Consider the following 25732-nt stretch of genomic DNA (forward strand, 5'->3'; position numbering starts at 1 on the left):
TGGATATGGGGGCCATGCCCACCGGCGACAGCCGGTCCTGGATCTGAAACTCGGCCTGATCGTGCGAGAGACCGTAGAGCGCCTGAAGCACCATGATCTTCAACATCATCACCGTATCAAAGGGCGGCCGTCCGCCCTTGGCGCTATCGGAGGCGGCGAAGCCGGTTGGCCGAGGCCGCCTGAGCCTGTCGAAGAAAAAACGGGCTCGGTTCACGAGCACCCGGCACGCGCCGTCAGGCGCGCGGGCGTCATCAAGTGCCGGCAGACTGCCGCTTGCCGGATGCCTGGACGCCATGCCTTGCGCTGCGGTTTTATCAGCTCGCAGGACTTAACGCCGGTGTCCCCGCGAGGCGTGCCTCTGTGCCAACCGCTTGCACCTGAAATCTGCTTAGCTGTTCGGCGCTATCGACCGCATGCCGCCACTCGGCACGCCGTCTGGCGAGCGAATTTTCGAGGTCTTGATCCATCCACTGGCGAAAGTGCTGGCGGAAAAGTCCCGACATGGGATCGAGGAGACGCGCGCAGCGATCGACAAGGCATATATGGCGCAGGCTGGATGGGCGGCCATGACCGCCCGGGAGCGCAGCGACATGCTGTGGCGCTGGCATCAGCTGATCATCGACCATGCGGACGACCTTGCTGCCATTCTCACCGCTGAGATGGGCAAGCCGCTTGCCGAAGCCGGACCGGAAGTCCCTCACGCTGCTTGCGATCTGCAATGGGACGCCCGAAGAGGCCAAAGCCATCTATAGCGAGACGATCTCCCTGCCCTCGACGGGCCAGCGCATGCTGGCGGTCAAGCAGCCGATCGGCGTTGTTGGCACCATCACGCCGTGGAATTTTCTCGGCCTCGAGGGTTGCGCAAGAGCTCGCCGGCGCTGGCGGCCCGCTGCGCGGTCATCCTCAAACCTGCCGAACAGACGCCGCTTGTTGCAGGCGCAATGGTTGCACTCGGCGCGGAGGCCGGCTTTCCCGAAGGCGTCGGCAACCTGATCTGTGCCTGCAAAGGCGATGCCGTCGGCCGCACGCTGATTAGCCGATGAACTTGATCCACAGGCGCTTGAACCATGCGACGATGGCCTTGAGCCCCTTCGGCCGGGTGCCGCGCTTGAGAAGGCGGTCATAGGCGCGGCCGGCTTCGATCTGCTTTTGATGAGGTGTAACGGAAATGACTGGAATGGGTCTATCATCGGTCTTGGAGCAAGGGCGTCTCGCACAATTTGGCTGACCTGGGTCAGCTTGTTCGGCGTTTGGTGTTTCGCGGACGCTCTGCTGACGTCGGCTGGTTTTCGCGATCCTCGGTGGTCAATTGCTGCGGACCGACAACGGACTTGCGGCCACCTGCAATGGGCAACTTCATCTGCGGGGCACGTCGAACCTCTTCCGGCGTTGGACGACGACGTGGCTTTCTTGTCTTCAGACCGGATTTGGCGTGCTCGTTGAATGCCTCACGCGCCAGATTGAGTTCTAGGAGATTCGCCAGAGCTTGATCTTCAGAAATATCTGTAGGCCACCCGTAGGCTCCGGCAACGGCGGCATCCAGGTCCGAGTGAGCGTCGACCAACCACTGCGGACGCCGGTTGTAGAGGTTGGTCAGGGCACGCTCGCGGAGGATCGCGTGCGACACGATGTCCTTCGGAAGGATTTGATCCGGATAGCCGGGCACGACCTCGGGCTTGATCTGGACAAGGTCGCTCGGGTTGAGCCACGCGTTTCGTAAGTCATCAAGCCTCTTGGCCACCTGTGATATGGCGATGGCTCGTGAATCCTTTTCATATCGGACTGCTGGGATATCCGGCGTGAGGCCCTCGGGGAACGGGAAGGTCTCGAATACCCCCGCACTATTGTAGGTTGGATCATTGCCGACGCCGTGCCACGAGCAAGTTCCGAAGCTCCAAGCCTCATGAAATCGGGAGTGAAGAATCCCGAAAAAGACATCGTCTGACCGAGAAAACGCGAAGATGCGGGAGTCGGGCACTATCGCTTGATCAAGCCGCACGAATGTCCGATGCTTTGCGACGCGAGGTGTTGCCATGTAACGCGAGTGGCCCTGCAAGGAAGCGTGAAAAGCCGGTCTCGGCTCCACGTGTCGCCACCAACGCTCGCGGTAGGCATCACGCCTGTTCTTTGAGCGCTCCGGAAACACATGCTCTCTAATGTGCTGGAACGGCGCCTCGTAGAGGGCAGCCTCCTGCTCGGACATCTCCCAGCCGAAATCCACAATCCACATGTCGCGGCCGCGGCGAGTGAAGGTTCCGCCAGGTCATCTAGGGTGATCACGTATGTGGACGGAACGGTGTTCGTCCAAGCGGTATGGATGCGAAGGCGTTCGATGTCGCAAACGATGAGTAGCGGCGGGCTCAAAAGCGCCGGCGCGTATCGCATCAACTGGAGGAGGGCCTCGTCGATGTTTCCCTTCTTACGCTTGTACTCCCATGCGAAGTGACCCTTCTTCCAGACGTCAGCAAAACCTTTACCCCCTCCGAGCTTGTTCGCACCTTTCTCGAACGCGAAGAACGCGCCGGTCGGGTCCTCATCGCTCGGAGACGGATGGCCGACCAGCGAGCAGATATCGAGGAAGTGTTCTTGAGCTGCCTGCCGCTCGCCAAGTTCCGACTTCCTCCACTTCTTGATGAAAGCAGCAGGCGTTATGGGCGTGAGCCCTGCGGCACCCAGACTCATTACACATCCCCTCCGACACAGTCATCGGACCCGGCAGAAGAGGTTGCCAATAAAACTCTGATTATTGGTTAATATTAGTCACCGATGCATCAATAATTGCCTCGCCCTGACCTATTATTGTGTAGCATCAGAAATAGGGGACACCATGCATTGTGGCAGCGGTGATCACACGACTGGAATGCATTTCGTGGTTTCCTGAAGCGCTTTCCATTCGACTTCCGGCGCGGAAAAAACGCGTCAGCGAGCGCCCGACTAATTAAAGCGCGGCGCGCTGGCACTGGACCGCGGCAGTTTGCGGGCTTTCTACTCGTGTTCCGGTGGATGGCAACCCACGCTTTGGCTCAACATGGTTTGCCTATTAATTGCCTTCGTGATGCCCCTCGGCGGCCAGCTTCTGCTTGCTCTTGCGTACTCGGATCTCGATACGACGCCTTTCTGGAGCGTCGCCTGACTGAGCTCCATCCGTGAGGCGATCATCCGGCAGGATCAGTTGGCCGCCTGACATGGGTAGGATGTTCAAATGATCAAACGCCGGTATCTTTTTCAGAACGGACGCGACGGATATCGCTCGCGCGAGGCCTAGCCCGGCATTATCACCCGGCTCCATTTCGCTGACGCTCTCATCCCCAGAGAGTACGCGCCCCAGAACGAAGTCCATGTTCGACTGCCTCGACAATCGCTGCTCGTCAGTGTGGCCAATGACCTCGACGACATCGACATCGTATTTTGCGACGATATCGGCAATCTGCTCGGCAATAGCGCCCTCAAGCTTGGCCTTAAAGGCCGGTTTGAGTTCGGCACTGCTGACTTCGAAGGAATAGCCCTTGGCTTCGCTCAGATTGATGATCGGTGGCAGATCCTTAGGCTGCCGTGTCGTTTCAGCGAGTTCCTTTTCGGCTTCAGCCAGCTTCCGTTCGGCTTCGGTCGCACGCTGATCTGCTGAGACTAGCTTGCGTACGTCGTCGGCTGAGAGATTGTTGTCTCGGACCGCGACTGTGGCTTCCGCCAGCTGAACTGCTTCGTCGGCCGACAGTCCCTTTTGCTCGATCTGCTCGATCGCTTTTTTGGCGAGGACGAGCTTTCGCCATTCCTCATCAGGCACTTTGTGCCCAGTGAAGCGCTCCATGAGCTCGGCAACCTGGGCCAGCAGGTTCTTGTTCTCCTGCTTGAGTTGCTGAATCACTGCTTCGCTGCGGGATACCCTTTCAAGGGCAGTTTCCAATTCGGCCTTCTTCTTTGCGACAATGGCGCCTGCAACCAACAGCAGGCAGAAGACGAGCAGGAGCATCGTTTCGGCCATGGTGAGCCCGAGGATCAAGCCGCGGGCATAGCCTTTCTTTTCGTAGCCGACCGAAGCTCCGCCGGGTTCGTTCAGCGCCACCATCTCGGCCTCGGCTGGACTTTCTCCACGATCGGCTGGGAGGCCTGCTGCCCGGCATCAGCGCCGTTGGCTGTTGCCGTTGCGCCTGGCTTCTCACCCTGCGCAGTTGCCGCCGAAATGGGGATGAAGATGGGAGGTTCAACAGACGGTTCATTGGCGTGCACAGGTGCAACCGGAGGAATTTCGTGCGGGACGGACACACGATCGCGATCGAGGATGCGGGATAGCAGGTTCGTCGTACTGGCGTTTTGCTCAGCCTGCTTCTCAAGCCTCTCCAGGAGGAGCTTCTGATGCGCCGCCATCCTCAAGACGGTATCCGAAAGCTTGTCGGTCCTTTCCCCCTGCTCTTTGGAAAGCGCCTCAGCCCGCTCGGTGAACCTTCCGACAGACGCTGCAAGCACCTTGAGAACTGTGACGACATCCGTCTTGAGGACCTCGTCCGGAATAACCACGTTGGCGAGCTTCCCGGCAACTATGTCGGCCTGCGCCTCGAACTTCGAGATCGTGCCAGCCATGGAGGCATTCGCCGTGTCGAGCGACGCTGCGACTGTGTCGACCTTTTCAGCGACACCTGAAAACCTGCTTTCGATACGGCCGAACGTGTCATCGAGGCTTTTGGCTATCTTCTCCGAAGTCTCCTGGACGGGCTTTATCGCTTTGGCGGCCATACCCTCGAAGGCCTGTCGGACCTGATCGCCGTTCTTCTCCGCCTGTCGGGCTATTTCGTCGAAGCCTTCTTCCAACATCTGATTGCAAACCCGGCGGAAGTCGGCGAACTCACGCGCTACGCTTTCCATCTCGGTGCGCACGCGACGTGTCATGTCCGCGAGCTCGTGACGGGCAGCCCGTTCCACGTCGGCGGGGTCGCGTCGGACCTGATTGTGGAAGATGCGCAGCGCGATGCCTGTGATGGTCGACGTCACGGCAATGCCGAAATTCCTGACGATTTCGTCGGTCGATGCGTCTGTGCCGAACTGGTAAAGCGAGGTGCCCAGGCTGGAGAGCGTGAACAGGAAGCCCATGTAATAGAGGTTGTCACCTGTCTGCTCGTCGTGAACGCGCAACTTCCCGACGTACCAGGAAAACGCGAAGTAGCCGATCATGATGCCGATCGGCACCGTTGACGAGATAACGGGACTTATGCCGGCGGTCTTTGTGACGGCGATGAAAACGCACCCGCCTACCGTCAGCGCGATATAGAAAGCCTGCGGGAAGATCCACGTATCGAGGAAGGATTGTCTACGCGCGGCCATGGGTTACATCCCTTCCAGCTTTGTAAAGTCGCTGAGATTGCCCCCGTTCTCCGAAAACCACTGCGTCCAAAAATTGGCGTGGTCGACGGACGGGAACTTCCTTTCCGGCCTGTTGAAATAGAGAATGGTTACGTCGGCGCCGAGAAGATCGGTCCTGAAGCGCGAATTCGCTGGGCTTTTCTTGAAGGCGTTGTAGTCGGCGCCCGCTTTGTATTGGGAATAGGCGGGCGTGTTCTCCATCATGTCCGACACGAGGACCAACCGTTTTGGAACATTGTCGAACATGCCGTTGTCGAACAGGCTGAGCTTCAGTTTCTGGATGCCAGCCATGATCGGCGACTGATCAGCCTGGCTATCCGCCGGCAAGTGCTCCGGCAGTTCCTTGAGGGGCTTGTCGAAGGCCTCTTCCCAGATTCTCTGATGCTTTCCGGGATTGCTGGTCCAGACGTCAACCGTTGAGCCGTCTCCCGGATTGCAACGCGCGTACAGCTCTTTCAGGTCGCCAGGTACCGCTGTCAAGGTGCCAACCCAGAGGTAGCCGCCTTGCTTGATTGAGCCGGCAATCTGCCTGAATTTGTTGGCAAGATCCTCCATGGTCGCCTGCGGGACGGGATCAGAGGTGTCAAAAAGAACAGCGGTGACGCTGTTCGGTCCCGCCTTTGTCGGGCAGCCCGTCTTTGCGTCTGTTTCCACCACGTCCCGGGCCTTTACGTTGAGCCAGACGTAGCCGGAAAACATTGCGAGCGAGGCAAGTCCAAGCAGGATTGTTCCGACAATCGCTCCAACGCCTTTCCCGCGCGAGCTCCCTGCCCTGCGACGGCTTCTAGGCCTGGCCATCGAGCGTCTCCGGATACAGCTTGTCGAGGTCGCGATACTTTTCGATCCCGGACTCGCATTCCTTGCCCACCTGCAGCATCTGCTCGTTCAGCGCCTGCTGGGCCGCGGCAATTGATGAAGCAAGATCGCTATCCTTGATCTCACCATCGTTTTGGACAATGGGCTTGGTCTTTTGGAGTTTAAAGGGCTGGGAGAAGTGTTTTGGAGCGGGAGTTTTGCGCGCCCGAATGTTTGCTTCGCGGTATTTTGAAAGCAGCTGGTTGCAACTCCTCTCGAGCTGCTCTTGATGTTCATTGAACAGAGCCAAAAGCCGCGCACGGCTGGATAGGATTGCAGCGTGTTCTCTCCTACGGCTGCTTAGCCCCTTCAAGATGTCTTCGACCTTGGTATTGTGGTCGTCGCGCAATTCGATGAGGCGGTCTATGAGGTCGGCTTTGGTATCGGTGTAATCCTGCCGCCTCTCCCGGCGCCTTTTTTCCACGCCGGCATAACCTGGATATGGATCGAGAACGAACCAGCCGTCGATGAAGGCGATGATAGAAAAGAGCAGACCGACCAGGAAGAGCATCCACGATCTCACCTCCTCAAGCCCGAGCGGGTTATGGAGCATTCTCTGGACCGCAATGTTGCCAGCTCCGTCGGCGAGCGTTCCGCTGACCTCACGATAGTGCGCAAGCAGCAAGTTGATCCCGAGTGCAATAGCGGCATAGAGCAGGATGAAAACGGTTCCGACAAGCTTCCCTCCCCAAGACCGATGGGTCACCCAGCGCACGCAGAAGATGGCGAAAATCAACGCGGACACGATATTCACGAAGGAAAAGGCGAATGCTTCCGTGGCACCACCGAGGAAGCCTTGGTCGTTGCCCTTGGCCAGAAAGGATCCGTTGAGATACGTCTCGACCAGCAGGAGGAAAATAAGGAGCGCCACCCTGAAAAGATGGGCTGTTCCTTGCTGCAGCCTGGCAACGCGTTCCAAGCGGTGGTTCTTGCGGAAGCTGGAAAGCTCCGTGGTTGCCTCGTGAAGGTCGGTTCGCTTGGCGTGAAGGGTATCCAAACCGATCGCTATTTCTCCCTTGAAGTCGGACAGGCTTGAAGTATTGGCTTGCTGAAGGAGGCCGAACTGCTCCTCAAGGCCCAGGTTCGCAACGCGGCCGGAGAAGAGGTGAAGCTGATCCTCAAGGATCTGGTGGGCCGCCTTTTTCTCGTCCTGCACCCTTTCGACGATGGAGTGTTCGACCTCGTCGAGGGCCTTGGACGAGGACGATGGCTGGTCTTTTTCGCCATGCGCCGTTCCCTGATCGTCGAGGTCCATGTCCCGGGCAATCTTGTCGACGTTGAGACTCGGGAAAATGTCTGCCCCCACCCTATAGTCGTGGTTCGCTTCCATTATCCGATTGCGCAGCTTCTCGAGCGCTTCAAACCTCGCAACCAACGTCTTTACCCCTACGATCGAACCCTGGAAAACACATGCTTGCGGCACGCCGCGCGCTTCATCGCGCAGCAATCCCGCAATCGGCGTCGGTCATATCCGGCTTGCCCCACCCAGCAGAATGCAAAAAACCCATTCTGAATGTGCTCGATAGTACATCGACGCGCTGCGTGCAAACTAAAGAAGTGGTTCGGCCTCCGGAGCGATTCCTTGCAACCAGCGCGGCCGGCCATGGTCTTTCTCATCGCGTACTTTGAGGCCGCTACCTTTTGCTCCAGTTCGCAAGAGTTATTGACACACTGTGTTGACGCGATCGATCAGCTCCCGGCCATACAGAAAGATTCTCAACCCTTGTCACCCGCCAAACCTAGACCAGCGCCAAATTTGATAGCATTCTAGTGATGGGGAGAATAGCTTGGACAAATCTCGCTACAAAAATCGCTCGGGTCAGGGGCGCAAGGGCAATGGCGTGGGTCGATCACGCGCATGGCGTCGCGCAAGCGTGCCGTTGGGCCTGGTCTTTCTGACAGTGGCTGCCGCTGCCGCCTTAGCCACGCAATCAGCCATGCAGCACACCGACCGAATACCAGACATTGGCGTTTCGAACTGGTTCGGATCGAGGCCGGAGCCGATCGCCGGCGTCGCGTCCGTTATCGACGGGGACACGATCGAAGTCCATGGCCAGCGGATCCGCTTTAACGGCATCGACGCGCCGGAGAGCAAGCAGTACTGCAGCGACGCCAAGGGATTCGACTATCCCTGCGGGCGCCGCTCAGCCGACGCACTGGACGCATTTCTAGCGGCCTCCAGGCCGGTGCACTGCACCTTCGTAACTTGGGACCGATATCACCGGTTTGTCGGTGATTGCCAGCGCGCGGATGGCGTCAGCGTCGCCTCCTGGATGGTCGAGCACGGCCAGGCTCTGGATTGGCCCCGCTTCAGCCACGGGGCCTATTCAGCGCAGCAGGCGAAGGCGGAGGCCGCGAAACTCGGTCTTTGGGTCGGAACGTTTCAGGCACCCTGGGAATGGCGGGCTTTGCACGCCGGCGATGCGAGGCCGTCGAGCCAGCCGCTTGGCATCATCAGCCGCTCACAGGTAGCGCAAAGCTTTTCATGCCAACCGCGGCGGACATGCTCGCAAATCAGCTCTTGCAACGAAGCCCAATGGTATCTCAACAACTGTCCATGGGGTGGCAAGCTGGATCGCGATGGCGACGGAATTGCTTGCGAGACACTCTGTTGATGGCGCTGGATAAGAAGCGGCCACAGATGCAAACGCCGTAAAGGCGGAGGGATGAGAGAGATGGTGTTCTTTGCAACAATCGGACTTCTTATCATCGCTGTGAGCATCCCCATTGCCGCCATGTACGCCTGCGGACAGTTTGTCGGACAGAAAGCGCCACACGCGCTGTTTAAGATGGCCGTGATGTTGGCGGTGGGGTTAGGCCTGTTCTCAGCCGTGGTAGGCGCAATGCTCTACGCGCGCGCCGGCGGCATGACTGTTTCCGAGTGGGTGATGCTGGCGTGGGTTGCCGGATCTGCCGTTACCGGCCAGGTCGCCTTGCAGGAATTGCTTGGCCGCAAGCCTCTTTCGTCGCCCGCAACTGACTGACAGTTTCAATCCGCTGACTCCTACTTGCCGTGGGTCGTGATCGGTGAGGCCTGATGCCGTTGACCCATCGCCACAGCACGCCAGTGCATCGCGAGCGCAATAAAGCCCGCGAGGGTTAGCGCGCCAAAGATTGTTGGCTCAAGGCCCGGCAGCACCGTCGCGCTGCCGATACACGGCTTGTCGAGCCCCTTGTCAAATTCAGTGCAGATACGAGCGGGATCGTTCAGCGTCCGGAGTTCCGACCAATCCCAAAGGCTCGCGCCTGGGTCCTTCTTGCCGTCGTTCAGCATTACCGTCGCGGAGAGAAACGTACACCAGAAATAGACCAGCGCGATCGCGGGCAGCACAGAGAAGACCACAATCATCGCGCCTTGATAGACGCGGCCTTCTCGCGAGCCCGTCTCGATCGCGTCGAAGCCGACAACCGGTATCCGCGCATGCCAGTGCGAGCCGCTGCGTAGGGCATAGACCCGTCCAATGAGTGAGGTTAGGGCGAGCAAAATCGAACATATCGGGATTGCGATCATTACTGCAGGCACCCTCGCCTTCATGACCAGCTTTGGACCGAAAATCTCTTCCCCGCCTTGCGCGACCACCCAAGAATTCAGGGCGTAATAGAAAAGGAGCGCACTGACCACAAACCAAACCTTGCTAAGCTGGGATTGGGTCATTGGCACCCTCTTGTTCGTTATGAATGGCCGCGGCTCGTTTGGCAGATGGGCTACTGACCTACCAAATCAGCTGATAGCGCCATATCGAAATTCATTTTAAGGCGGGCACTGGCAATCAGATTTTCCGGCCCGACAGTGATATCCAGAAGTTCAATCGACGGAGTGTCAGCGGAAATCTTCAACCCCGGAACGTTGGTATTGTGAACGGCCTTCAAGATCTCATCGGACGCGTCGTTGATCTGCTTGTTGAGATCGACTTTCGAATGAGCCTCTAAATCTGCCAGGATCTGGGTTTCGAACAGGGATTGTGCAGCCTTCCAGAAGGCGTTGTCCAGGACGGTCGCGAAATGCAATTCATTGATCGAGATCGCTGTGCCAGTTTTCTCGACGCGGGGTACCCCTGAGAGGTAAACCCAGCCGGTCGTATTCAGGAACTCGCCCGGCAGCTTTGCCTGTACCTTCAAGCCAACCACGACAGAGCCAGCGCTCGGATAGAGGTCAACATCCTCGACCTTCACATCGACGGCGCCTGCCGGCGTCTGCTGCTGGAAGTCGTGACCCTTAAGGTTCTTTGACAGCTCGTCCAACAGCAATCCATAGGGAGCAGCTGCTTGCACGGTGATGTCGGCCTGACTTCGATCAGCTGATGTTTTGCCCAATGGCGGCAGAGACAGGGACTGTGTGGCAACTGGCTCTGCGGCAAGACTGGTCTTTGCCGCGACACGCACGGTCATCTTCATGCCTTGCGCTTCACCGACCAGGCCCGAAAAGCTCGCCGCTGTGGGGACGATGTTGAGATAGACGGGCGTGTTGTCCGGGCGGTCGATCTTGATCGCAATGGCGTGCCATTGGGCCTCAACTTTTGACCGAAGCGCATCACAAGGCAGAGCTTTGGCGATGGCATCCTGTATCTTGGCGCGGTGGTCATTGATCTGGCCGTTCAACACGTCAGCCAGTCCCAGATTGATTGGCCCTGCGCAGACTTGGGGGTGCCCCAGGTTTCCAAAATCAAAGCCGAGACAGTTTTTGCCCACGACTTCCACCGAAGCACTGCTCACCCATCTGCCGGTCGGGGTTCCTGAGAGGACGGGGCACCACTTATCGTTCATGTCGAACTGCAGATCGACGCCGGGGACCAGCCGAGCTTCGAAGTTCTTTCCGGAAAGCGAAAGCAGTTTGGCAAGGTCGCCACCTACGCCGGCCTGACCGCTGACAAACAGCGGCTGTTCGACGTGAACGCCATTGCCCGCCTGGGCCACAACAAGAGGGCCATCTCTTGCGATGTCAGCATGCCAATGAAAGTCGGCGCATTGGTTCGTAGTGCCAAGGCTCGGAGCGGTAATATCCGGCACCTCAGCGCAAACACGGACACCGATCCAACGGCACTCAGTATGATGTCCCACGTGTCCGGGATTAATATGAGGAATACCGACACATCCGATTTGACCATCTCCTTGCACTGGAACGGATTGCGGTATCTTCGATTGGGCTGCTTGCACTAGCGTCTCATACGGGATTTGCGCCACCAGCGTGAGAACGCTGTCCGACACGGGTGCCGGCGGCACATCGGCAGTGCCACCATGGATTGGCGCCTGGAAGAGATTTTTTTCGCAGCCCGAAACGCCAACCAAAATGAGAAGGACCGGAACGAACCGACGAGCGGCGGCAGCAAAGTGAGCGACACGCAACTTCGTGTCCGGTCTGGTACGCGCTGTCATGGACGTCTCCCCCAAGAATGCTCTGCAGCCGTTGAAGCGGCGGCACTGAAAATCACCGCTTTGTGATCTCTACGTGATCGAATGACCTTCAGGTGCCCCTATGCGCAGGCAGGCGCCGAAGCTCCTGCCGCTAAAGACAACCGAACAAGCGATCCCGCCCTAGGAACTTCGTTGAGAACTCTATTCTTCACATTGACCGCACATTACTCTTTGTTGCATAGTGACGTAAGAGGCTGTTTGGATTCTTTTTAGAAATTGATAGAGGAATAGCGGGTCAGAATGGACTGCGTTTGCAAATATGTTAGCCGCTTAAATATGACGCATTTGAACTATTCACTCTCCTGGAGATTAAATCGTTTAATGTCAAATCTTTCAATCCCTATCGTCAAATAGAATCTCATAGACTGTCTCTATTCCTTGGAGGGAGGAATCTACCATGGTTGCGACTAATTTGTTCGACGAGCGCCGCCGCGCGGTAATGATTGCGGCTGCAAAACGATGGAAAGCGCAGCCGCCAACGCCTGCGACGACGCAAGTGACGCCATCGGAACAGGCGCGCTACGACGCTCGCCGTTCGAGCTTTGATCAGGCGAGCGAACTGAAGGCACAAGGCCGTCTTCCGGTGTTCGTCGAGCGGAAGATGGGGCCTACCCTTGACTGGTACACCTTGCCGCCAGACGATGCTGCCCGAGCCGCTGGCCGGCCGGTCGCCCGCATCGTGGCCAACGTCGATCCGAAGGTCGACCCGGTCGGGTTTGCGACCGGGTTCATGGTTTCACCTAACGTTCTTCTGACAAACTGGCATGTGTTTCCGGATCCCGGCTCGGTACGAGGAACCGGCGCAAATTTTCTTCATGATGAGACGGCATCAGGTGTCGCCCGCGGCATCATTTTCGAGTTTGATCCGGACGCCCTTTTCTTCTCGGCGGAGGATCTCGATTTCGCGCTCGTCGCGGTGAAGCCGAAGGCAATCACCGGCGAGCTTCTCTCCTCTGTCAACTTCCTGGCGATCAATGGATCGCGGTCAAAGATCCTGCCCGGAATGCCTATCCGGATGATCGAATATCCTGATGGCGGGCCAAAACGCTATGCGATGGAGAATTGCCGGCTGCTCGAGCTGCGGGAGGACGGTTTCCTCCGGTACGAGACCGACACCGAGGAAGGATCGTCGGGCTCGGCCTGCTATTCGGAAATGTGGGAGGTCGTCGGTTTGCACCACGCCTCCATTCCAAAAATGCGTGGCAATACTATTCTCAATAAGGACGGTTCGGCATGGTCACCTGGCCAGCCGGATGACGGGATAGACTGGATCGCGAATGAGGGTGTGCGCATAAGTGCGTTGGTAAGGGCCTTCGGCGGGCTTGTACCGACCACGCCCGCCTCCAAGCATCTTTTGGACGAATTGCTGGCCAACACGACCGATCCTACCGATGAGGTCGCGAAGCTAGCGACGCCTCGCGCGCCAGAAGCCCTTAGTCCTGTGTTACCTGATCCCTCCAAAATTTTCGCAAACACGAAAGGAAACGTGATGGGCGGCGTTACCATGAATTTTTCCGGACCAGTGACGATTTTCGTTGGTAGCGGTGTGCCGGCATCACAGCTTCCACAGGCGACGGCCGCGGTCGCGGCAGACGAGGCGCTCGAGAAAGCACTGCGCTTCGACCCCAATTACGACGATCGAGAAGGCTACAACCCTGACTTTCTCGAAAACGATATCACCGTGCCGCTGCCTCGCATTTCGCAGGAGCGGGACCAGGAGATGTATAAGGAGAATGGCCAGATCGTCGTGCTCAAGTACCATCACTTCAGCCTGGCGATGAACGCTTCCCGGCGCATGCAGATGTGGTCGGCGGTGAATGTCGATTACGATGCATCGAAAAGGACCTCCAGCGGCCGCGCCTTCTTCGGTCAAGATCGTTGGGTGGTTGACCCGCGAATTCCCCAGAAATACCAGTTGGGCGATCCCGACATCTACGCGCCCGCCAAACAGATCGACCGGGGTCATATCGTGCGTAGGGAAGACAATGCCTGGGGTGATACGCCGACGGAAATCGAGTTTGCCAATTCCGACACGTTTCACTTCTCAAATTGCACGCCGCAGCACGCGGCCTTCAACCGCTCCCAACCGGGAAAGCAATGGCCGGGAGTTCAAGGCTTGTGGGGCGGTTTCGAAAACCACATTCAACGCGACTTGCAATCAGGTGACACGCGCGCCTGCATCATAGCGGGTCCGATCTTGAACCCGAACGATCCATCCGAAGATTTCGGGACCGGCCCGGTGCAGTATCCTCTTGTCTTTTGGAAAGTGGTTGCGGTCACGACGCGCGATACCAATGGGCGCCGGTCGCTACGCACCTACGGCTTCAGGCTTTCCCAAAAGGATGTCGTCGACCGGTTCGGAGTGGAATTCGCGCCCGGCGAGTATGCACGCTATCAAGTCGCCCTGTCAGCCATAAGCGATGAGGCCGGCGTTATTTTTGACGATGTTCTCTTGCGCGCCGATACCCACGCCGACGCGTAACGTGACACTCGGCGTGGCAGCGACGGCCAGCCGTCGCATGCTGTAGACGCTTCGGTCCAGAAGGCCGCCGCTCACGCGGCGGCTGCTTCGGAGGCGCTGAAGCGCAACAGATAGTCTACGGCGCGTTGCGCGTGCGCGGCGGCGGCGAAGATCGCCCGTTTATCGTCCTTCAGCGCGGCCGACTTCGACGCCCTCGCCTTCGAGCTCGACATCGGCAAATGGGAGATGAATCGCACGCACTGGGCGATCAAGGACGTCAACCTGCCGAAAGAACTGCACGCTGCGCGGGGCATTGCCTTGCCCTCGTGGACGCGGCAGGCCAGCCGCGCCGTCGACATTACCCAGCACCATTTCGATGCTGGTCTCTCGTTTCCCGACGAAGCCCGCGGGCTGGTCGAGCAGGTGGCCGGCGAGCTCGAAGCGAGTCTCGGCCCCAACGCCTATTTCTATGACAACAACTACGTCTCCCAGCTTGCCCGGCCATCGCTCGACACCCTGCTGCAGGACATCTATCGCAACCGCTCCAAGCTCATCGTAGCCTTCATCGGCGCCGACTATCAGCGCAAGGACTGGTGCGGCGTCGAGTTCCGCGCGATCCGCGAAGTCACCATGGCTTGGGACGAGCAGCGCGTCATGTACGTGCGCGTCGACGACGGCGCCGTCGATGGCGTGTTCCGCACCGACGGCTACGTCGACGCGCGACGCTTCAATCCCGCCGAGATCGCCCAGTTCATCACCGAGCGCCTCGCCCTCATCCCCTAATCGTCGGTGAGCCAGCCCGGCGTCACGGCGACCGTCCGGCAGTCGACCATGACGTGACGACGCCTCGGCGCGCCGGGATCGGTGAGGCGCGGCGTCACCGAGACAATGGCGACCTTCCAGTCCGGCATGCCCGGCTGAGGCGCGGCCATGACACCGGACAGGACCGTCAGCCCGCGGCGCTCCAGCTCGGACACCGCGGCAAGAATGTCATTGTAGAGCTGGCGCCGCCCTCGCCCCGACGACAATGGCTCCTCGACGATGTCGGAGAGGATGAACGAGGCGAGATCGAGCCATTCGCCGAGATTAGCGATGTGGTCGTCATGGGTGTCGGGCACGCCGGGACGGTGGATGAGATAGGCGTCGCACTTCGCGGCATCGCGGATGGCCTTGTGCGTCTTCATCGGCGACACCGCCACCGGTTCGAGATGGCCATACGCCTCGACGAGGTGTTCGGCCGCCTTGTCCGGACCGATCGGCAGGCGCGGCGTGGTGAACGCGCCCGGCGCGTGGCCGAGCGCTTGGCCGATGCGGTCGAGCGCCTCGTCGCTCACCTTCTCCGCGCGTTCGACGCGCTCGACCGTCGACAGCGAGACACGCGCGAAGTCGGCGAGCGTGGTGGCTTTCCACTGCTTGAGATGGCGACCCCAGCGCACCACCATGGCGACGAGCTCGATCGCCGGCGGCGTGGGCACATCGACCGGCTTGTTGGGCAATCCTTAATCTTGTCGAGAAGTTCCTGGGCATTCATGGACGAGGTCTCCTTTCGTGCCCGCGAACATGCCTCAACTCCGCTGAGCAAAAGAGGTCGAAACGCCCTTCAGCACGCATCAGCTCCCGACGCATCCCCGCCGCCCGCGCACCTGTCGGTTCAATCCCGCCGTTCTGTGCCCCGCTTGTCAGCGCGTTGCCCCATTCCGGCCGAGCCCGCGCGCTCCGTCAGCGAGACGATGATTCTGTCGAGGCGGCGGAGCAGATCGTCGTAGGTGACGATGTCCATCATATTCACATATTTCCGCTTGATCACCTCCAGGTCGAACGATTGGTTCTCGGTGAGCCCGCCAGTGCCGTCCGTTCGGCGATCGCGGCCGAGCAGAAGCAGCGCCTTGGGATTGGTCACCCGGATCTGGAGGCCGGCGGGAAGTGCTGACCCGTATCGCTTCGACAGTTCGCGCTCCCCCTCAACGCCCCATTTGGAGAGGTGGAACAGGTATTTCTCGGCCTGCATGATGGTGCCTGACAGCTCCTTGGTCGGAACGCTGTTGCCACGATAAATTCCTCTGCTCAGCAGAATGTCGTCAAAAGGCTTCTTGATCTCGATGACGTCGATGTTGCCGTTGGCGTCGACCACGCAAAGGTCGACGTATCGGTTCTTTCGCTTGCCCGGCCTCGAATAGAAGTCGGCGATCCGAACATTCTCCAACACCGCCACATATTTCGGGAACAGCAGTAGGATGACGCCGACGACCATCTTCTGCCACTCCTTCTCGGAGTAGCTTGCCGCCCTGGCGAGCCAGGAGGAGAGGGTCTCGCGCAGATAGACGAACTTGTCGATCTCGGCACGAAGCAGCTCATCCCGTCGCAAGGCCCGGCCGCGCGCACCGGCGTTCCGGCGATTCAGGTAGCTTTCGTAGTGATCGCGCGCGCTGGTCGCGCCGTCGAAGAATTCGCCGAGGATGGTCTCCACGCGCGCCGCGGCATAGCGGTCGACCTCGATGCTGTTCGGGAACCTCTCGAGCAGCTCGCCGAAGGCCTCGACGGCGATGCTGTCGACCCGGTCGCCGCCAACGACGATTTCGCTGCCGGGCTTCAGCTTTGCAATGCGCCGAAAGATGCTGATATTGCGCTCGGCGACAAAGACCTTCCGGTCCAGCGCGATCCCCTCCGCGACGATCAGCACATCGTTGTCGATCCCCAGGATCCGCCCGGGAATGCGGTGATATCCGTCTTTTGTGGTCGCGAACCGAAACCGATAGAGCGGTCGATCGTCCTCGTCCGCCTCGTCGTCGTGCGCGGCACCGTGCGCCGTCTCCGCCACGAGGTCGGAACTGCGGAAGAAGAAGACCCGGCTCAGCGTCACCTTGCCCGCCGCCTTGAGCTCCCGCGTCACCCAGGCATTGCCACCGAAGTGCGGTTCGTATTCGAGCGTCACGCCCTTGCTGCCGACCTCAAACGAAATCATCACACGTGCTCCTGCACTGGCTGCCACCATCCTCTTCACCCGGCGCCACGACTAATGGCGACAAACCGGTCTCGCACTATGTCGGTCCGCCCTGCCGGGCCGCGGACATTTCCCTCAAGGAAATATTCGAAGTCGCCGTTCTGAAGCAGGACTGTGAACTGTTCGGCGATGAACCGGTGGACTTCGGCCTCTGCAGCAAGAATCTCGTCCACGATCTCCGGCCGCCCGTCGACGATGAGGAGGATATCTTCCATGTCACGGCTCATGAACAGATCACCTGCGCCGCGCCCGAGATAAGCTTCCAGCTTTGTCGCGACAAATAGCTCCGGGGAAAGCTTTTTGATCCTGAGCGTATCGGTCAATTCATGGGTTACTGCCGTTTCGATCCCAGCTGCGTACCAGTGGTTAGTGAAGCCGAGTATGCCGGCATCGTCCGGCATAAAGTCGACCTTGAGGTCCCGCAGCCGCATCCGGCAGATGACGTTGTCCTCGGGGGACTCAGCGAAACCTCGCTGCCTCAATTCTTCCCGCAACTGCGCCCACTCTCCATAACCGGCAAGATCGACGATGAGGTCGACGTCATCAGTCGCCCTCACATCCTCAAGGGTCACTTCGTCTGTTATAAAAAGAGCGGTTGTGCACCCGCCGACAAAGACCAGCCGTTCCCGGAAGTCTTCCCCCAAAGCTTCCGCCACCGTCTGCAGCATCAGGAGCAATTGGCCTCGGACCGTCATTTTTTCAGGAACCTCTCCGAAAGCCGCTGTCCAGCCAGGCCCGCTTCGCGCTGATTGCCGAGCCGGATGGCATCAACGAGAGCAAGATATTCGTAGAGCCGTTCATCTTTCTGGACTGCTTCAGGCACACTCTTGAACAAAGGTTCAACCGACTGCCCCATGTCCCGCCCTTGGGCATAGGGCCATATGTGTATGTACTCGCCTCCGCTGACCAATAGCCCCTTCAGCATCGGCGCGGCGAACGCCGTCGGAATACCGCGCGTCATCGCGCCTGCCTTCGCGGGAAACACGAACTTCAGGCCGTGGACGATAAATTCATAGAGATTGCGGCGGTGAGGATTGGCCCGTCCCGTATCCCGGTCTTTAATGGCCAACCCCGATGAGAGACTGCGCTTTAAGGAGGCGTTGATCTCCGTCTTGCTGATACCTGTTAGGGATTCCAGCCCGCGAACAGAGAAGGCGTCCTCGCCCGCAAAGCCCCTACGCTGTTCCCCATGGCCCGCGAACTCTCCTTGCTCCTGCAAGCTCACGAGCTTCAGAAGCACCACGATATCCTGACTTTTCATTCCAATCATTGCAGCTTGTCCTCTGTCCTAGGACCAAGGACATTCCATCATTCGATGTCTCTCCTGTCAATGAGAACGCCAGGAGGGCGCCGCGGAAAGTCCAAAATACGTCGTTTTGAGCCGCCGGTAGGTGGTTCGCCGGCAGCATGATGATTGGCTCAGGGCGCTCACCCTAGCTAAAGAGCATTCAAACCTCATCGTACGACTGGCGAGCGCCGCCGGCAGCATTGAAGCGGTCAATATCGTCGGCAGAAGAGCGTCCGAAAAGGGCTGTCGGTTGCTTCATGGTGGGAACGAAAAAGCGAGAGAAGCAGAACTTTCGTGTGCGATCTTTGCACCAGGCCCGTAACTGGCTGATTTTCCTTAAGTATCTGTCCAATCCAGTCGCGCGGGCGCGTCAGATTTCTGCGCGGTGCGGACATCGGTTTGGCGTTCCGGTCGAACTCGTTCAATCAGAACGAGGTCTTGATGCCGACCATCACCGTCGCCGCGGCAAAATCGCCGCCGATCCAGTCGTCTTCGCCGCCAGTCTCTGCGCCGGTCGCAATGTCATAGGTGTTGTAGTCGCCGCGAGCGGTGAACACCTTTTCGTAGGAACCGGAGACGAAGAAGCTGGTCCGCTCGTTGTACTGGTAGCCGACGCTGCCGCCGACCATCAGAACCGGCGCCAATTCGAAATCATCCTCGAAGCGCAGGTCACGCATCCAGTGATGATCGGTATCGCCGGCCGAGAAGGTCGTGCCGCCCTTCAGCGCAAAGCCGAAGTTCCAGCGATCCTGGACATAGGTCGCATCGATGCCGGCGAAGGCGACCGGCAATTTCTGCTGGTAGCTGATGGCCTTTGCGTCTCCTGGGAAGTCGCCAACCGAATCCCGGAAGCCGGCAACGCTGTAGACATAGGAGCCGCCATAGGCAGTCCACTTGACCGAGGTGTACTTGAAACCACCGTTGACGTTGATCAGCAGCTGGTCGCTGAACTGGAAATCGTGGCCGAGCGCGACGGTTGCCGAATAGAAGTAATCAAGATCGGTGTCGGAATGGCGCGAACGGTTGCTCCAGTCGTTCCAGCCATCATTGGTCGAGAATGACGGGTTCCAGTCATAGTCTTCCATGTAGCTGTCGCCGCTGAAGGCGATCTGGCCGGAAAGCTTGGCGGTCCAGCCGGCCTCGCTGCGCGCCGTCATCTCGGCTGAAATGACCGCAGAGGTGTTTTCCCAGATAAGGTGGCTCAGCTTCGAGCCGCTGCCGGGAGCCTGATAGACCAGCTCGTTGGCCTGGATGTCGATGACGCCGACGCCGCCAACGAAAGAGAAATTGGGATTGTAGGGCGCCGGTTCGCTCGCCACCGCGTCGCTGGCCATCGCCGGCCAGGCAGCGAGCAACGCTGCCGCTCCACCAAAGACTTTCGCGTGCAATTTCATAGGACTACCCCCATCATCCGCCATTCGGCTATACGCAGCGTAACCGGGTGCAAGTCAGGTGCGGTCGTCTATGCAGCGCCCCTGTAGGTTGGCAAAATTGCCGCCCTCGGCTCTGTTCCTCAACACTCAAGGAAACGCCGCTAGCGTGACCCGATTGACGTCGGTTTGCCGATGCGTTCCGGGCGGCCGGGGTGACGGGAACCGTGCATTATCTGAGGCACACATTTGCGATGACGATGCTGGTACGATTGCAGCGTCAGGCAGCGACCACGCCGGACTTCAACCCGCTGAGGTCGTGCAGGTTGCTTTGAGCAGCCCATAGCAAACTCTCTAGTCTACATAATCCGAAAGAGCCGAGGGCCGAGTTCCTCGAAGCCGTTGCGCAGATAGAAATCGAGCGTGCGCTTCCATTTTGGTTGCCTGGGCGCTGCAAGCTCAAGTCGCTTCCAACCACGCGCACGGCCTTCCCGCGAGGCGACCTCAAGCAGATGACGGGCAATCCCTTTGGAGCGCTTTTCGGGTCGAACATACAGCTCCGAAATATAGCCGAACTTGCCTCCTGCATAGATCGCCGTGCATTCATTCAGCACCATGATGCCGACCGGCTCGTCATCTGCACTTGCGATCACTGCGACCACGCCAGCGTCGGCAAGCATTATCTCCGCGCTTTGTCTGACGTCGTCGGGCGCGGGCGCTTTCCCGCCAGTGAGTTCATCGAGTAGCGCGTGAATAAAACGGACGACCGTCCCTGCGTCCGTTGCGTTGGCGCGGCGCGTAGATATGGAAGGCATATTTTCTCCTGCTAGTGCTCAAATCCCGATTCATGCTGCTATCCGCGCAGATCCGACTCACTCTTTTAAGTAACTCGGACGAGTGAACAGCATTTTTCATCAAAAATATGATAAAAAATGCAAAATAAATATTACAAGCATGCAGTATTCCGGGATGACTTGAGGTCAATTGCGCAGATAGGGGACCTTCTTACAGAAAATCAACCCGGTCACATCGCAACTGCACGGTGAAGCCGCCTTGCCGAGGTAAAAAGCGGGCTCGGTTCACGAGCACCCGGCACGCGCCGTCAGGCGCGCGGGCGCCCCTAGGAGCCGGTTGGATTTCGCGAATGCCCGCCCTTGCGCGGCGGTTTTACGAGCTCGCACGAATCGACGCTCAATGCTTGGCGGGATGGCCAAGATCGCCAGGAAACCCAAGCGCTACCCCGCCGATCTGACGGACGAGGAGGTGGAGCGGATCGCGCCGCTATGCCCAAGCCTGGGCGTTGAGCCGTCCGCAAGAGGTTGATTTCCGTGAGGTGATCAATGCGGTGCGCTACCTTGTGTGCTCAGGTTGCGGCTGGCGAATGCAGCCGGTCGGTTTCGGCGCCTGCGACACGGTCTACGGCTGGTTCCGCGAGTTGGCGCGGCATACAGTTCGCCTGGCGCCAGGCCGACCCACAACGGGCATATCGGCAACCAGTCGGTCAAGGCTCCGCAAGCCGAAACAAGTGGGTGCCCCACCGTCAAGACGATTATCGGCGGAAGCGCCACATCGCCGTCGATTCAGTTGGCCGGCTGTGATGGTCAACATCACCCTGCCGATATTTGACAGTGTGGAGCTCAGCGGTTCTGGATGACATTCCGCAAGCGCTGGCCCCGGCGTCGCGACCTCCTTGCCGGGGCATCGGGGAAGCGCCGTTTTGCGGATCATGCCGTTCTGGCATGAAGAGAGCGGTCGACCTCACAGTTGCCCGGTATCCACCTCGCTTGCGCGAGTCTCGTGACAATGCGCAAAAAAGGGCGCCCCGGGAACAGGGCGCCCTTCTCATCGACGAAATGCTGGGATTGGAGGTCCGTGATCAAGCAATGCGCCGACAGCCAAATTGAAGGCTCGCTGTTACCCGCTTCGAACGCGGGATTCGAGCCGTTCATTCCTTAGAATGAGCGCTGGAACCGAACGAAACCGCCTACGCTGTTCTTCTTGTCAGCACCGGTCCAGTCCAAGGCCGGAGCAGGAGAACCAGCACCGAATTCGTCGAAGCGACCCGCATGCAGGTAATCGACTTCGGTCGTGATCGTGAAGCCGGGAACGATATCGTAAACGATATTCGCCGCAATACCGAGGTTCTTCCACTCGTCGTAGGAAACCTGGGCATTGAACGAGGTCTTCTCATTGAATTTGTAGGTGCCGCCGCCCCACACAGCCCAGTTACCGCCCCACTGCTTGTAAATGCCGCGACCGCGGCCCGGGATCGCCCAGGTCGGATCCGACAGGTTGTCGTCCGTCCCATAGCCGCCCATTACGAACAGCGAAACTGCCTCACTGACATTGACGTCCAAGCGGACCTTGCCGGCGACTTCTTCATAGTTGCTGTCGTAAGCGACGACGCCGGTGATGGCGCCCCAGCCCTGCGTGTACTTCACGCCGCCGACGACGTGCGGCACGTAGCTGTCGATGGTGCCCTTGACGCCCGAACCTTCTTCGAGCGAGACGACGGCCGAGAAGCCGTTGCCAGCGTCGAAGTAGTACTGGATGACATTGGTGTTGTGGTCGCCATAGGGCACGAGCGTATCGTTGAGAACGTTACCGGCATAATCAATGAAGCTTTCGAAAGCCGTGTCGGTCTTGCCAATACGCAGACCGCCGAGCTGAATCCAGGCGTGCTTCAGATTGACGGCCTGGTTGTGCGCGGGATTGGGAGCGGTACCAAAGTCGCCTTGATCATTGCCGAAATCGAAGCGGGTCTCGGTGTAGGTCTTCAAGGTGCCGAGTTCGGTTTCCTGGCCGCTCCAGGTCCTCAGCGAGAAGCGGGCGTTCTTGTAATAAGTGTGGTTTCGGCTACCGTCCTTATGATCCTCATTGGTCGCACCGTCGTACGAGCCGACGTCGCCGAAGCCGATGTCGTAACGGACATAGCCGCCGATGCGCAGGCAGGTTTCGGTGCCGGGGATGTAGAAGTAGCCCGAGCCGTAAACGTCGCAAATCTTGACGTATTCAGCCGGTTCCGGCTCGGCGACGACGACGGCGTCGGCGGCGCGCGCACCGGAAACTGCGATCAGGGCCGCAGCGGAGCCGAGAAGAAGGCTCTTGATGTTCATACTTGATCTCCATTCAAAGATTTGAAAAGGGCGAGGACGTCGATGGACGAACCGCTCCTTGTCCCCACAATCGAAAAAGATGCGCATCGCGATGCATCCTTCCCGGCTCGAACGCTATTCACCGGGCGGAATAGTGCAAGTTCAAATTCCGTTTGTCAGCCACGTGTAGCAGTATCAGTTGTATTTTTATCACTAAATCTTCGATATTACTTGTACAAATTGAACAACTATACATTTGCACAAATAGCACGGTTGGTACATTGACTGTTTGCGTACGCATCTAATGTACGCAAACGGTCTCGAACGCCTGACCCCAATCGTCAGACAGATCCAATCAGAGAAATAACCTGGGCGGCCGATGCAACAGCTTCTGTGTTCATGCCTTCCCTAAGCAATTCGATAGGAACGCGATCTTTGAGAAGAGGCGAGGGCCTGATCAGCCATAGCCAAGCCAATCTAGGATCGGAGATCGAGGAAAGGACCTGCCGGATTCCGGACATAGGCCTGCCGTCGACGAACTGAGCCAGGGGAAATACATGCTTGCGGGAGCCTCTGCGAAAGGCAACCACATCATTGTGCCGCTGCCACCAATGCAGCGTCGACCGCGGTATTCCAAATCGTCTCTCGAGATGCGTCGACCCCGCAACTGGACCGGCCCACTCCGCAATGCGCGCGCTTTCCCTCGGAAAATCTTTCAGAACCGGATGTCCGAGCGGATGATCGGCTGGCCGCGGTCGCGAAGCGATCTCCAACGCCTGAGCGTTTAGCCGTCGCGATGCTTCGGCCTCGAGCCTGCCAAGCAATTCGGCGGCCACGGCGGTGGAATCGTCGGGAGCAGGACCCGAAGGCGCAACAGCAGCCTTGTCACCCTGCCTCGCCGCATCGCATTGGGCGAGAATGCGCTGCACCTCCCTCATGACAAAGCTTGAAAGCTCGGTCTGGCGTTTGTCATCCCCAAGATCACTCGACCAGGACATATGTGGCTTTCTCAATAACATCCCCTCAGCAAGCCGCCGAAAGAGCGTTGAAGACATGAGGTTTGGAGGACGGCGAAATGTTGCGTCTTCGTTTGCTCGCGATCTAGCAGCCGTCTTGCGGTTTCAACCTGTGCCTCTCAATAAAAGATGGGGAGAACGTCGATGGACGACTGACTTGCTCCCAACCAACGATCGAAACAGAAGCACATCTCAGCGCATTCTTCACATTGTGAAGCTATCCGAGACGCCAATTTTGGCAAGTTAAAAGTTTATCGTGGCATCACGTCTTCGTATTTTACTTTTACATATTGAACACCATTGCACATTTATAGCACAGACTTTGATTACCGCCCTTAACGCAGATACATGCTTCACTGTTGCCGCATTGTATTGGCCAGATGCGCGGCGCCTCTTTCATGAAAAAGGCTGAAATCCCGCCCTTGGGCGTTTTATTTCCAAGATCATCTGGATCCACTCCTAAGGGCTTCCCGGCAGGGAGAGCAGATTTTATCAGGTGCCTCAGCGAGCTATCTGCGGCCGAAGGACCAGGCGCCGCGTCCGCATCACTACCGACCAGCAGGCCCCGTGCTCACGCCAGTCGTATCGAGAATCGAAGGTAAGGTGTGGTACTTCGCTCATTGTAGGCACCCGAGAGGCCGCATGGGCGTTTGTCCCGCTAGCTGCAAGTATGCGCGACGTGGTGTTGAGTTCGCCAATATAATATTCCGGACGATACTATCGCGTTTGCAGATGGCCGCGTCCCAGCAAGCCGATCTGGGGGTGTCCAGGGTTCCCATTCTGCGATATGTGCGTGAAATCTCCGAGAGTTTTGACATCGTGCAGCCCATTGCCGTCCCAGAAAAGAGGCGACTGGGGACTGCATTCGGCTACCCGGCGGCGGCTACGGCTGCACTCATTGTCGGATCTTCGACGAAGGCGGACATGTGACACAGCGCTATCGGAATGATCGCATTGTTCTGCAACGATTTTCTCATTTGGCACGACACATGCGGGGGCTAACCCGCATGAGCGCTCCGTCAATCTCGATTGATGTGAGCAGGATTCAATCAAGGCGCAGTGCGTCGCTTCTGAAGATCAAGGAGAGAATAGTATGTCGAGAGCGCGAATTGGCGTGGCGCGGGCAATGACAGCGGCTGTCGTCCTCATCGTTGCGGGACAAGCCGGCGCGGCAGATGTTCATCAAGCCGCGAGCGTCCCGCAGGCAGAAGCCTGGGTCGCGGAAGCGCCAAGCCCCTGGCAGATCCGCCTGCGTGCGTTGGGGGTGATCACCGAGGATTCGGGCTATGTCAATGCGGTGCCCGGCTCCGGTCTTTCGTATTCGAACACCGTGACGCCGGAACTCGATATCTCATATTTCTTCACGGACAACATCGCCGCCGAACTCATACTCGGCACCACCTATGCCAACATCGATGGCCAAGGTGCGATCGGCGGGCTGGGCAAGGTCGGCAAGGTTTGGCTGCTGCCGCCCACGCTCACATTGCAGTATCATTTTACCGATTTCGGCGCCTTCGAGCCCTATATCGGCGCCGGCGTGAACTATACGATCTTCTATCATCAGCAAGTTGGCAGCGCCGATGATCTCAAGGTCAAGAATACATTCGGCGCCGCGCTGCAGGTCGGATTCGACTACATGGTGGACCAGCACTGGGGCGTCAACTTCGACGTGAAGAAGCTTTTCCTTAAGCCCGACTTCGACGTCACTGTCGCCGGCGCCAAGCTCACAGGCAAGGCCACGCTCGATCCCTGGTTGATAGGCGCAGGTGTCACCTACCGCTTCTAATGTCGAAAGGACCCTGAAGGGGCACTTTTCGAAGTCCGCGCGCGGATCATCCGTGCCGAGAAGTGGACCCGCGATGGGTCTTAAAGGAGTTGT

General features: G+C 58.6%; 20 protein-coding genes and 4 pseudogenes. 7 read left to right on the top strand and 17 right to left on the bottom strand.

Going from position 1 to position 25732, the window contains the following annotated elements:
- Positions 1 to 25 precede the first annotated feature (25 nt).
- Positions 26 to 139 (bottom strand): annotated as a pseudogene (locus EB230_RS30705) (transposase); the annotation flags it as partial.
- 274 nt (positions 140 to 413) lie between these two features.
- Here EB230_RS30705 and EB230_RS30710 point away from each other — a divergent pair.
- Positions 414 to 1037 (top strand): annotated as a pseudogene (locus EB230_RS30710) (aldehyde dehydrogenase family protein); the annotation flags it as partial.
- Between the two features lie 197 nt (positions 1038 to 1234).
- Here the strand turns inward: EB230_RS30710 and EB230_RS30715 are convergent.
- The 5 genes from EB230_RS30715 to EB230_RS30735 all read right to left on the bottom strand — a co-directional run bounded on the left by EB230_RS30715 (position 1235) and on the right by EB230_RS30735 (position 7657).
- Positions 1235 to 2230, bottom strand: a complete 996-nt coding sequence (locus tag EB230_RS30715) for a class I SAM-dependent DNA methyltransferase (protein WP_172374586.1) — start codon at positions 2228 to 2230, stop codon at positions 1235 to 1237.
- A gap of 810 nt (positions 2231 to 3040) precedes the next feature.
- The gene (locus EB230_RS30720) at positions 3041 to 4066 is read right to left on the bottom strand and encodes an OmpA family protein (protein WP_027056392.1); all 1026 of its coding nucleotides are present in this window, start codon (positions 4064 to 4066) and stop codon (positions 3041 to 3043) included.
- Positions 4054 to 5316 (bottom strand): hypothetical protein, encoded by a 1263-nt coding sequence (locus tag EB230_RS30725; RefSeq protein ID WP_097574693.1) that lies wholly within the window; start codon positions 5314 to 5316, stop codon positions 4054 to 4056. The genes EB230_RS30720 and EB230_RS30725 overlap by 13 nt, the downstream gene beginning before the upstream one ends.
- A 3-nt stretch (positions 5317 to 5319) precedes the next feature.
- Entirely contained in the window at positions 5320 to 6054 is a 735-nt protein-coding gene (locus EB230_RS30730) for a hypothetical protein (RefSeq protein WP_051355517.1), read from the bottom strand.
- 85 nt (positions 6055 to 6139) lie between these two features.
- Entirely contained in the window at positions 6140 to 7657 is a 1518-nt protein-coding gene (locus EB230_RS30735) for a hypothetical protein (RefSeq protein ID WP_245440837.1), read from the bottom strand.
- A gap of 340 nt (positions 7658 to 7997) precedes the next feature.
- Between EB230_RS30735 and EB230_RS30740 the strand changes: the two genes are divergently transcribed.
- Positions 7998 to 8825: an excalibur calcium-binding domain-containing protein gene (locus tag EB230_RS30740; RefSeq protein ID WP_208866503.1), complete on the top strand. Its 828-nt coding sequence runs from the start codon at positions 7998 to 8000 to the stop codon at positions 8823 to 8825.
- Between the two features lie 60 nt (positions 8826 to 8885).
- Positions 8886 to 9194: a hypothetical protein gene (locus tag EB230_RS30745; protein ID WP_172374588.1), complete on the top strand. Its 309-nt coding sequence runs from the start codon at positions 8886 to 8888 to the stop codon at positions 9192 to 9194.
- A gap of 20 nt (positions 9195 to 9214) precedes the next feature.
- Here EB230_RS30745 and EB230_RS30750 read toward each other — a convergent pair whose 3' ends face one another.
- Both EB230_RS30750 and EB230_RS30755 read right to left on the bottom strand, forming a co-directional pair.
- On the bottom strand, positions 9215 to 9865 hold the full coding sequence (locus EB230_RS30750; protein ID WP_172374590.1) for a hypothetical protein: 651 nt from the start codon (positions 9863 to 9865) through the stop codon (positions 9215 to 9217).
- 50 nt (positions 9866 to 9915) lie between these two features.
- Positions 9916 to 11583 carry a DUF4403 family protein gene (locus EB230_RS30755; RefSeq protein ID WP_172374592.1) on the bottom strand — a complete coding sequence of 556 codons (1668 nt, stop codon included), beginning with the start codon at positions 11581 to 11583 and terminating at the stop codon, positions 9916 to 9918.
- 436 nt (positions 11584 to 12019) lie between these two features.
- Here EB230_RS30755 and EB230_RS30760 point away from each other — a divergent pair, with 436 nt between their 5' ends.
- Entirely contained in the window at positions 12020 to 14104 is a 2085-nt protein-coding gene (locus EB230_RS30760) for a DNA/RNA non-specific endonuclease (RefSeq protein ID WP_172374594.1), read from the top strand.
- A gap of 71 nt (positions 14105 to 14175) precedes the next feature.
- On the opposite strand, the gene EB230_RS30765 is transcribed toward EB230_RS30760, so the two are convergent.
- Entirely contained in the window at positions 14176 to 14316 is a 141-nt protein-coding gene (locus EB230_RS30765) for a hypothetical protein (protein WP_246738877.1), read from the bottom strand.
- Here EB230_RS30765 and EB230_RS30770 point away from each other — a divergent pair.
- Positions 14282 to 14866, top strand: a pseudogene (locus EB230_RS30770) (hypothetical protein); the annotation flags it as partial. The gene EB230_RS30765 and the pseudogene EB230_RS30770 sit on opposite strands and share 35 nt — an antisense overlap.
- Here EB230_RS30770 and EB230_RS30775 read toward each other — a convergent pair.
- The 6 genes from EB230_RS30775 to EB230_RS30800 form a co-directional block, all read right to left on the bottom strand.
- Positions 14863 to 15579 carry a hypothetical protein gene (locus EB230_RS30775; protein ID WP_172374596.1) on the bottom strand — a complete coding sequence of 239 codons (717 nt, stop codon included), beginning with the start codon at positions 15577 to 15579 and terminating at the stop codon, positions 14863 to 14865. The pseudogene EB230_RS30770 and the gene EB230_RS30775 overlap by 4 nt on opposite strands.
- Before the next feature lie 155 nt (positions 15580 to 15734).
- The gene (locus tag EB230_RS30780; protein ID WP_246738878.1) at positions 15735 to 17075 is read right to left on the bottom strand and encodes a Shedu immune nuclease family protein; all 1341 of its coding nucleotides are present in this window, start codon (positions 17073 to 17075) and stop codon (positions 15735 to 15737) included.
- Positions 17076 to 17080: 5 nt separating this feature from the next.
- On the bottom strand, positions 17081 to 17779 hold the full coding sequence (locus EB230_RS30785; protein ID WP_097574684.1) for a hypothetical protein: 699 nt from the start codon (positions 17777 to 17779) through the stop codon (positions 17081 to 17083).
- Positions 17776 to 18345, bottom strand: coding sequence for a hypothetical protein (locus EB230_RS30790; RefSeq protein WP_172375212.1), 570 nt, complete (start codon positions 18343 to 18345; stop codon positions 17776 to 17778). Before EB230_RS30790 ends, EB230_RS30785 begins: the two co-directional genes overlap by 4 nt.
- A gap of 452 nt (positions 18346 to 18797) precedes the next feature.
- Positions 18798 to 19766, bottom strand: a complete 969-nt coding sequence (locus EB230_RS30795) for an omptin family outer membrane protease (RefSeq protein WP_027056402.1) — start codon at positions 19764 to 19766, stop codon at positions 18798 to 18800.
- A gap of 335 nt (positions 19767 to 20101) precedes the next feature.
- Positions 20102 to 20557, bottom strand: a complete 456-nt coding sequence (locus EB230_RS30800; protein ID WP_172374598.1) for a GNAT family N-acetyltransferase — start codon at positions 20555 to 20557, stop codon at positions 20102 to 20104.
- A gap of 379 nt (positions 20558 to 20936) precedes the next feature.
- Here EB230_RS30800 and EB230_RS30805 point away from each other — a divergent pair.
- A pseudogene (locus EB230_RS30805) lies at positions 20937 to 21337 on the top strand (transposase); the annotation flags it as partial.
- Between the two features lie 357 nt (positions 21338 to 21694).
- Here EB230_RS30805 and EB230_RS30810 read toward each other — a convergent pair.
- Both EB230_RS30810 and EB230_RS30815 read right to left on the bottom strand, forming a co-directional pair.
- Complete coding sequence (locus tag EB230_RS30810) at positions 21695 to 22858, bottom strand: porin (RefSeq protein WP_172374602.1); 1164 nt, start codon at positions 22856 to 22858, stop codon at positions 21695 to 21697.
- 320 nt (positions 22859 to 23178) lie between these two features.
- A complete protein-coding gene (locus EB230_RS30815; protein WP_172374604.1) occupies positions 23179 to 23835 on the bottom strand; it encodes a hypothetical protein in 657 nt (218 codons plus the stop codon).
- A gap of 1111 nt (positions 23836 to 24946) precedes the next feature.
- On the opposite strand from EB230_RS30815, the gene EB230_RS30820 reads away from it, so the two are divergent.
- Positions 24947 to 25639 (top strand): OmpW family protein, encoded by a 693-nt coding sequence (locus tag EB230_RS30820; RefSeq protein ID WP_172374606.1) that lies wholly within the window; start codon positions 24947 to 24949, stop codon positions 25637 to 25639.
- The last annotated feature ends 93 nt before the right edge of the window (positions 25640 to 25732 follow it).

This window comes from Mesorhizobium sp. NZP2234, assembly GCF_013170765.1.
Taxonomy (GTDB): Bacteria; Pseudomonadota; Alphaproteobacteria; order Rhizobiales; family Rhizobiaceae; genus Mesorhizobium; species Mesorhizobium loti_D.

Coding starts and splice junctions, on each gene's coding strand:
- EB230_RS30715 (WP_172374586.1), bottom strand. CDS start 2,230: ATGTGGATTGTGGATTTCGGCTGGGAGATGTCCGAGCAGGAGGCTGCC.
- EB230_RS30720 (WP_027056392.1), bottom strand. CDS start 4,066: ATGGTGGCGCTGAACGAACCCGGCGGAGCTTCGGTCGGCTACGAAAAG.
- EB230_RS30725 (WP_097574693.1), bottom strand. CDS start 5,316: ATGGCCGCGCGTAGACAATCCTTCCTCGATACGTGGATCTTCCCGCAG.
- EB230_RS30730 (WP_051355517.1), bottom strand. CDS start 6,054: ATGTTTTCCGGCTACGTCTGGCTCAACGTAAAGGCCCGGGACGTGGTG.
- EB230_RS30745 (WP_172374588.1), top strand. CDS start 8,886: ATGGTGTTCTTTGCAACAATCGGACTTCTTATCATCGCTGTGAGCATC.
- EB230_RS30750 (WP_172374590.1), bottom strand. CDS start 9,865: ATGACCCAATCCCAGCTTAGCAAGGTTTGGTTTGTGGTCAGTGCGCTC.
- EB230_RS30755 (WP_172374592.1), bottom strand. CDS start 11,583: ATGACAGCGCGTACCAGACCGGACACGAAGTTGCGTGTCGCTCACTTT.
- EB230_RS30760 (WP_172374594.1), top strand. CDS start 12,020: ATGGTTGCGACTAATTTGTTCGACGAGCGCCGCCGCGCGGTAATGATT.
- EB230_RS30765 (WP_246738877.1), bottom strand. CDS start 14,316: ATGTCGAGCTCGAAGGCGAGGGCGTCGAAGTCGGCCGCGCTGAAGGAC.
- EB230_RS30780 (WP_246738878.1), bottom strand. CDS start 17,075: ATGGTGGCAGCCAGTGCAGGAGCACGTGTGATGATTTCGTTTGAGGTC.
- EB230_RS30785 (WP_097574684.1), bottom strand. CDS start 17,779: ATGACGGTCCGAGGCCAATTGCTCCTGATGCTGCAGACGGTGGCGGAA.
- EB230_RS30790 (WP_172375212.1), bottom strand. CDS start 18,345: ATGAAAAGTCAGGATATCGTGGTGCTTCTGAAGCTCGTGAGCTTGCAG.
- EB230_RS30795 (WP_027056402.1), bottom strand. CDS start 19,766: ATGAAATTGCACGCGAAAGTCTTTGGTGGAGCGGCAGCGTTGCTCGCT.
- EB230_RS30800 (WP_172374598.1), bottom strand. CDS start 20,557: ATGCCTTCCATATCTACGCGCCGCGCCAACGCAACGGACGCAGGGACG.
- EB230_RS30810 (WP_172374602.1), bottom strand. CDS start 22,858: ATGAACATCAAGAGCCTTCTTCTCGGCTCCGCTGCGGCCCTGATCGCA.
- EB230_RS30815 (WP_172374604.1), bottom strand. CDS start 23,835: ATGTCCTGGTCGAGTGATCTTGGGGATGACAAACGCCAGACCGAGCTT.
- EB230_RS30820 (WP_172374606.1), top strand. CDS start 24,947: ATGTCGAGAGCGCGAATTGGCGTGGCGCGGGCAATGACAGCGGCTGTC.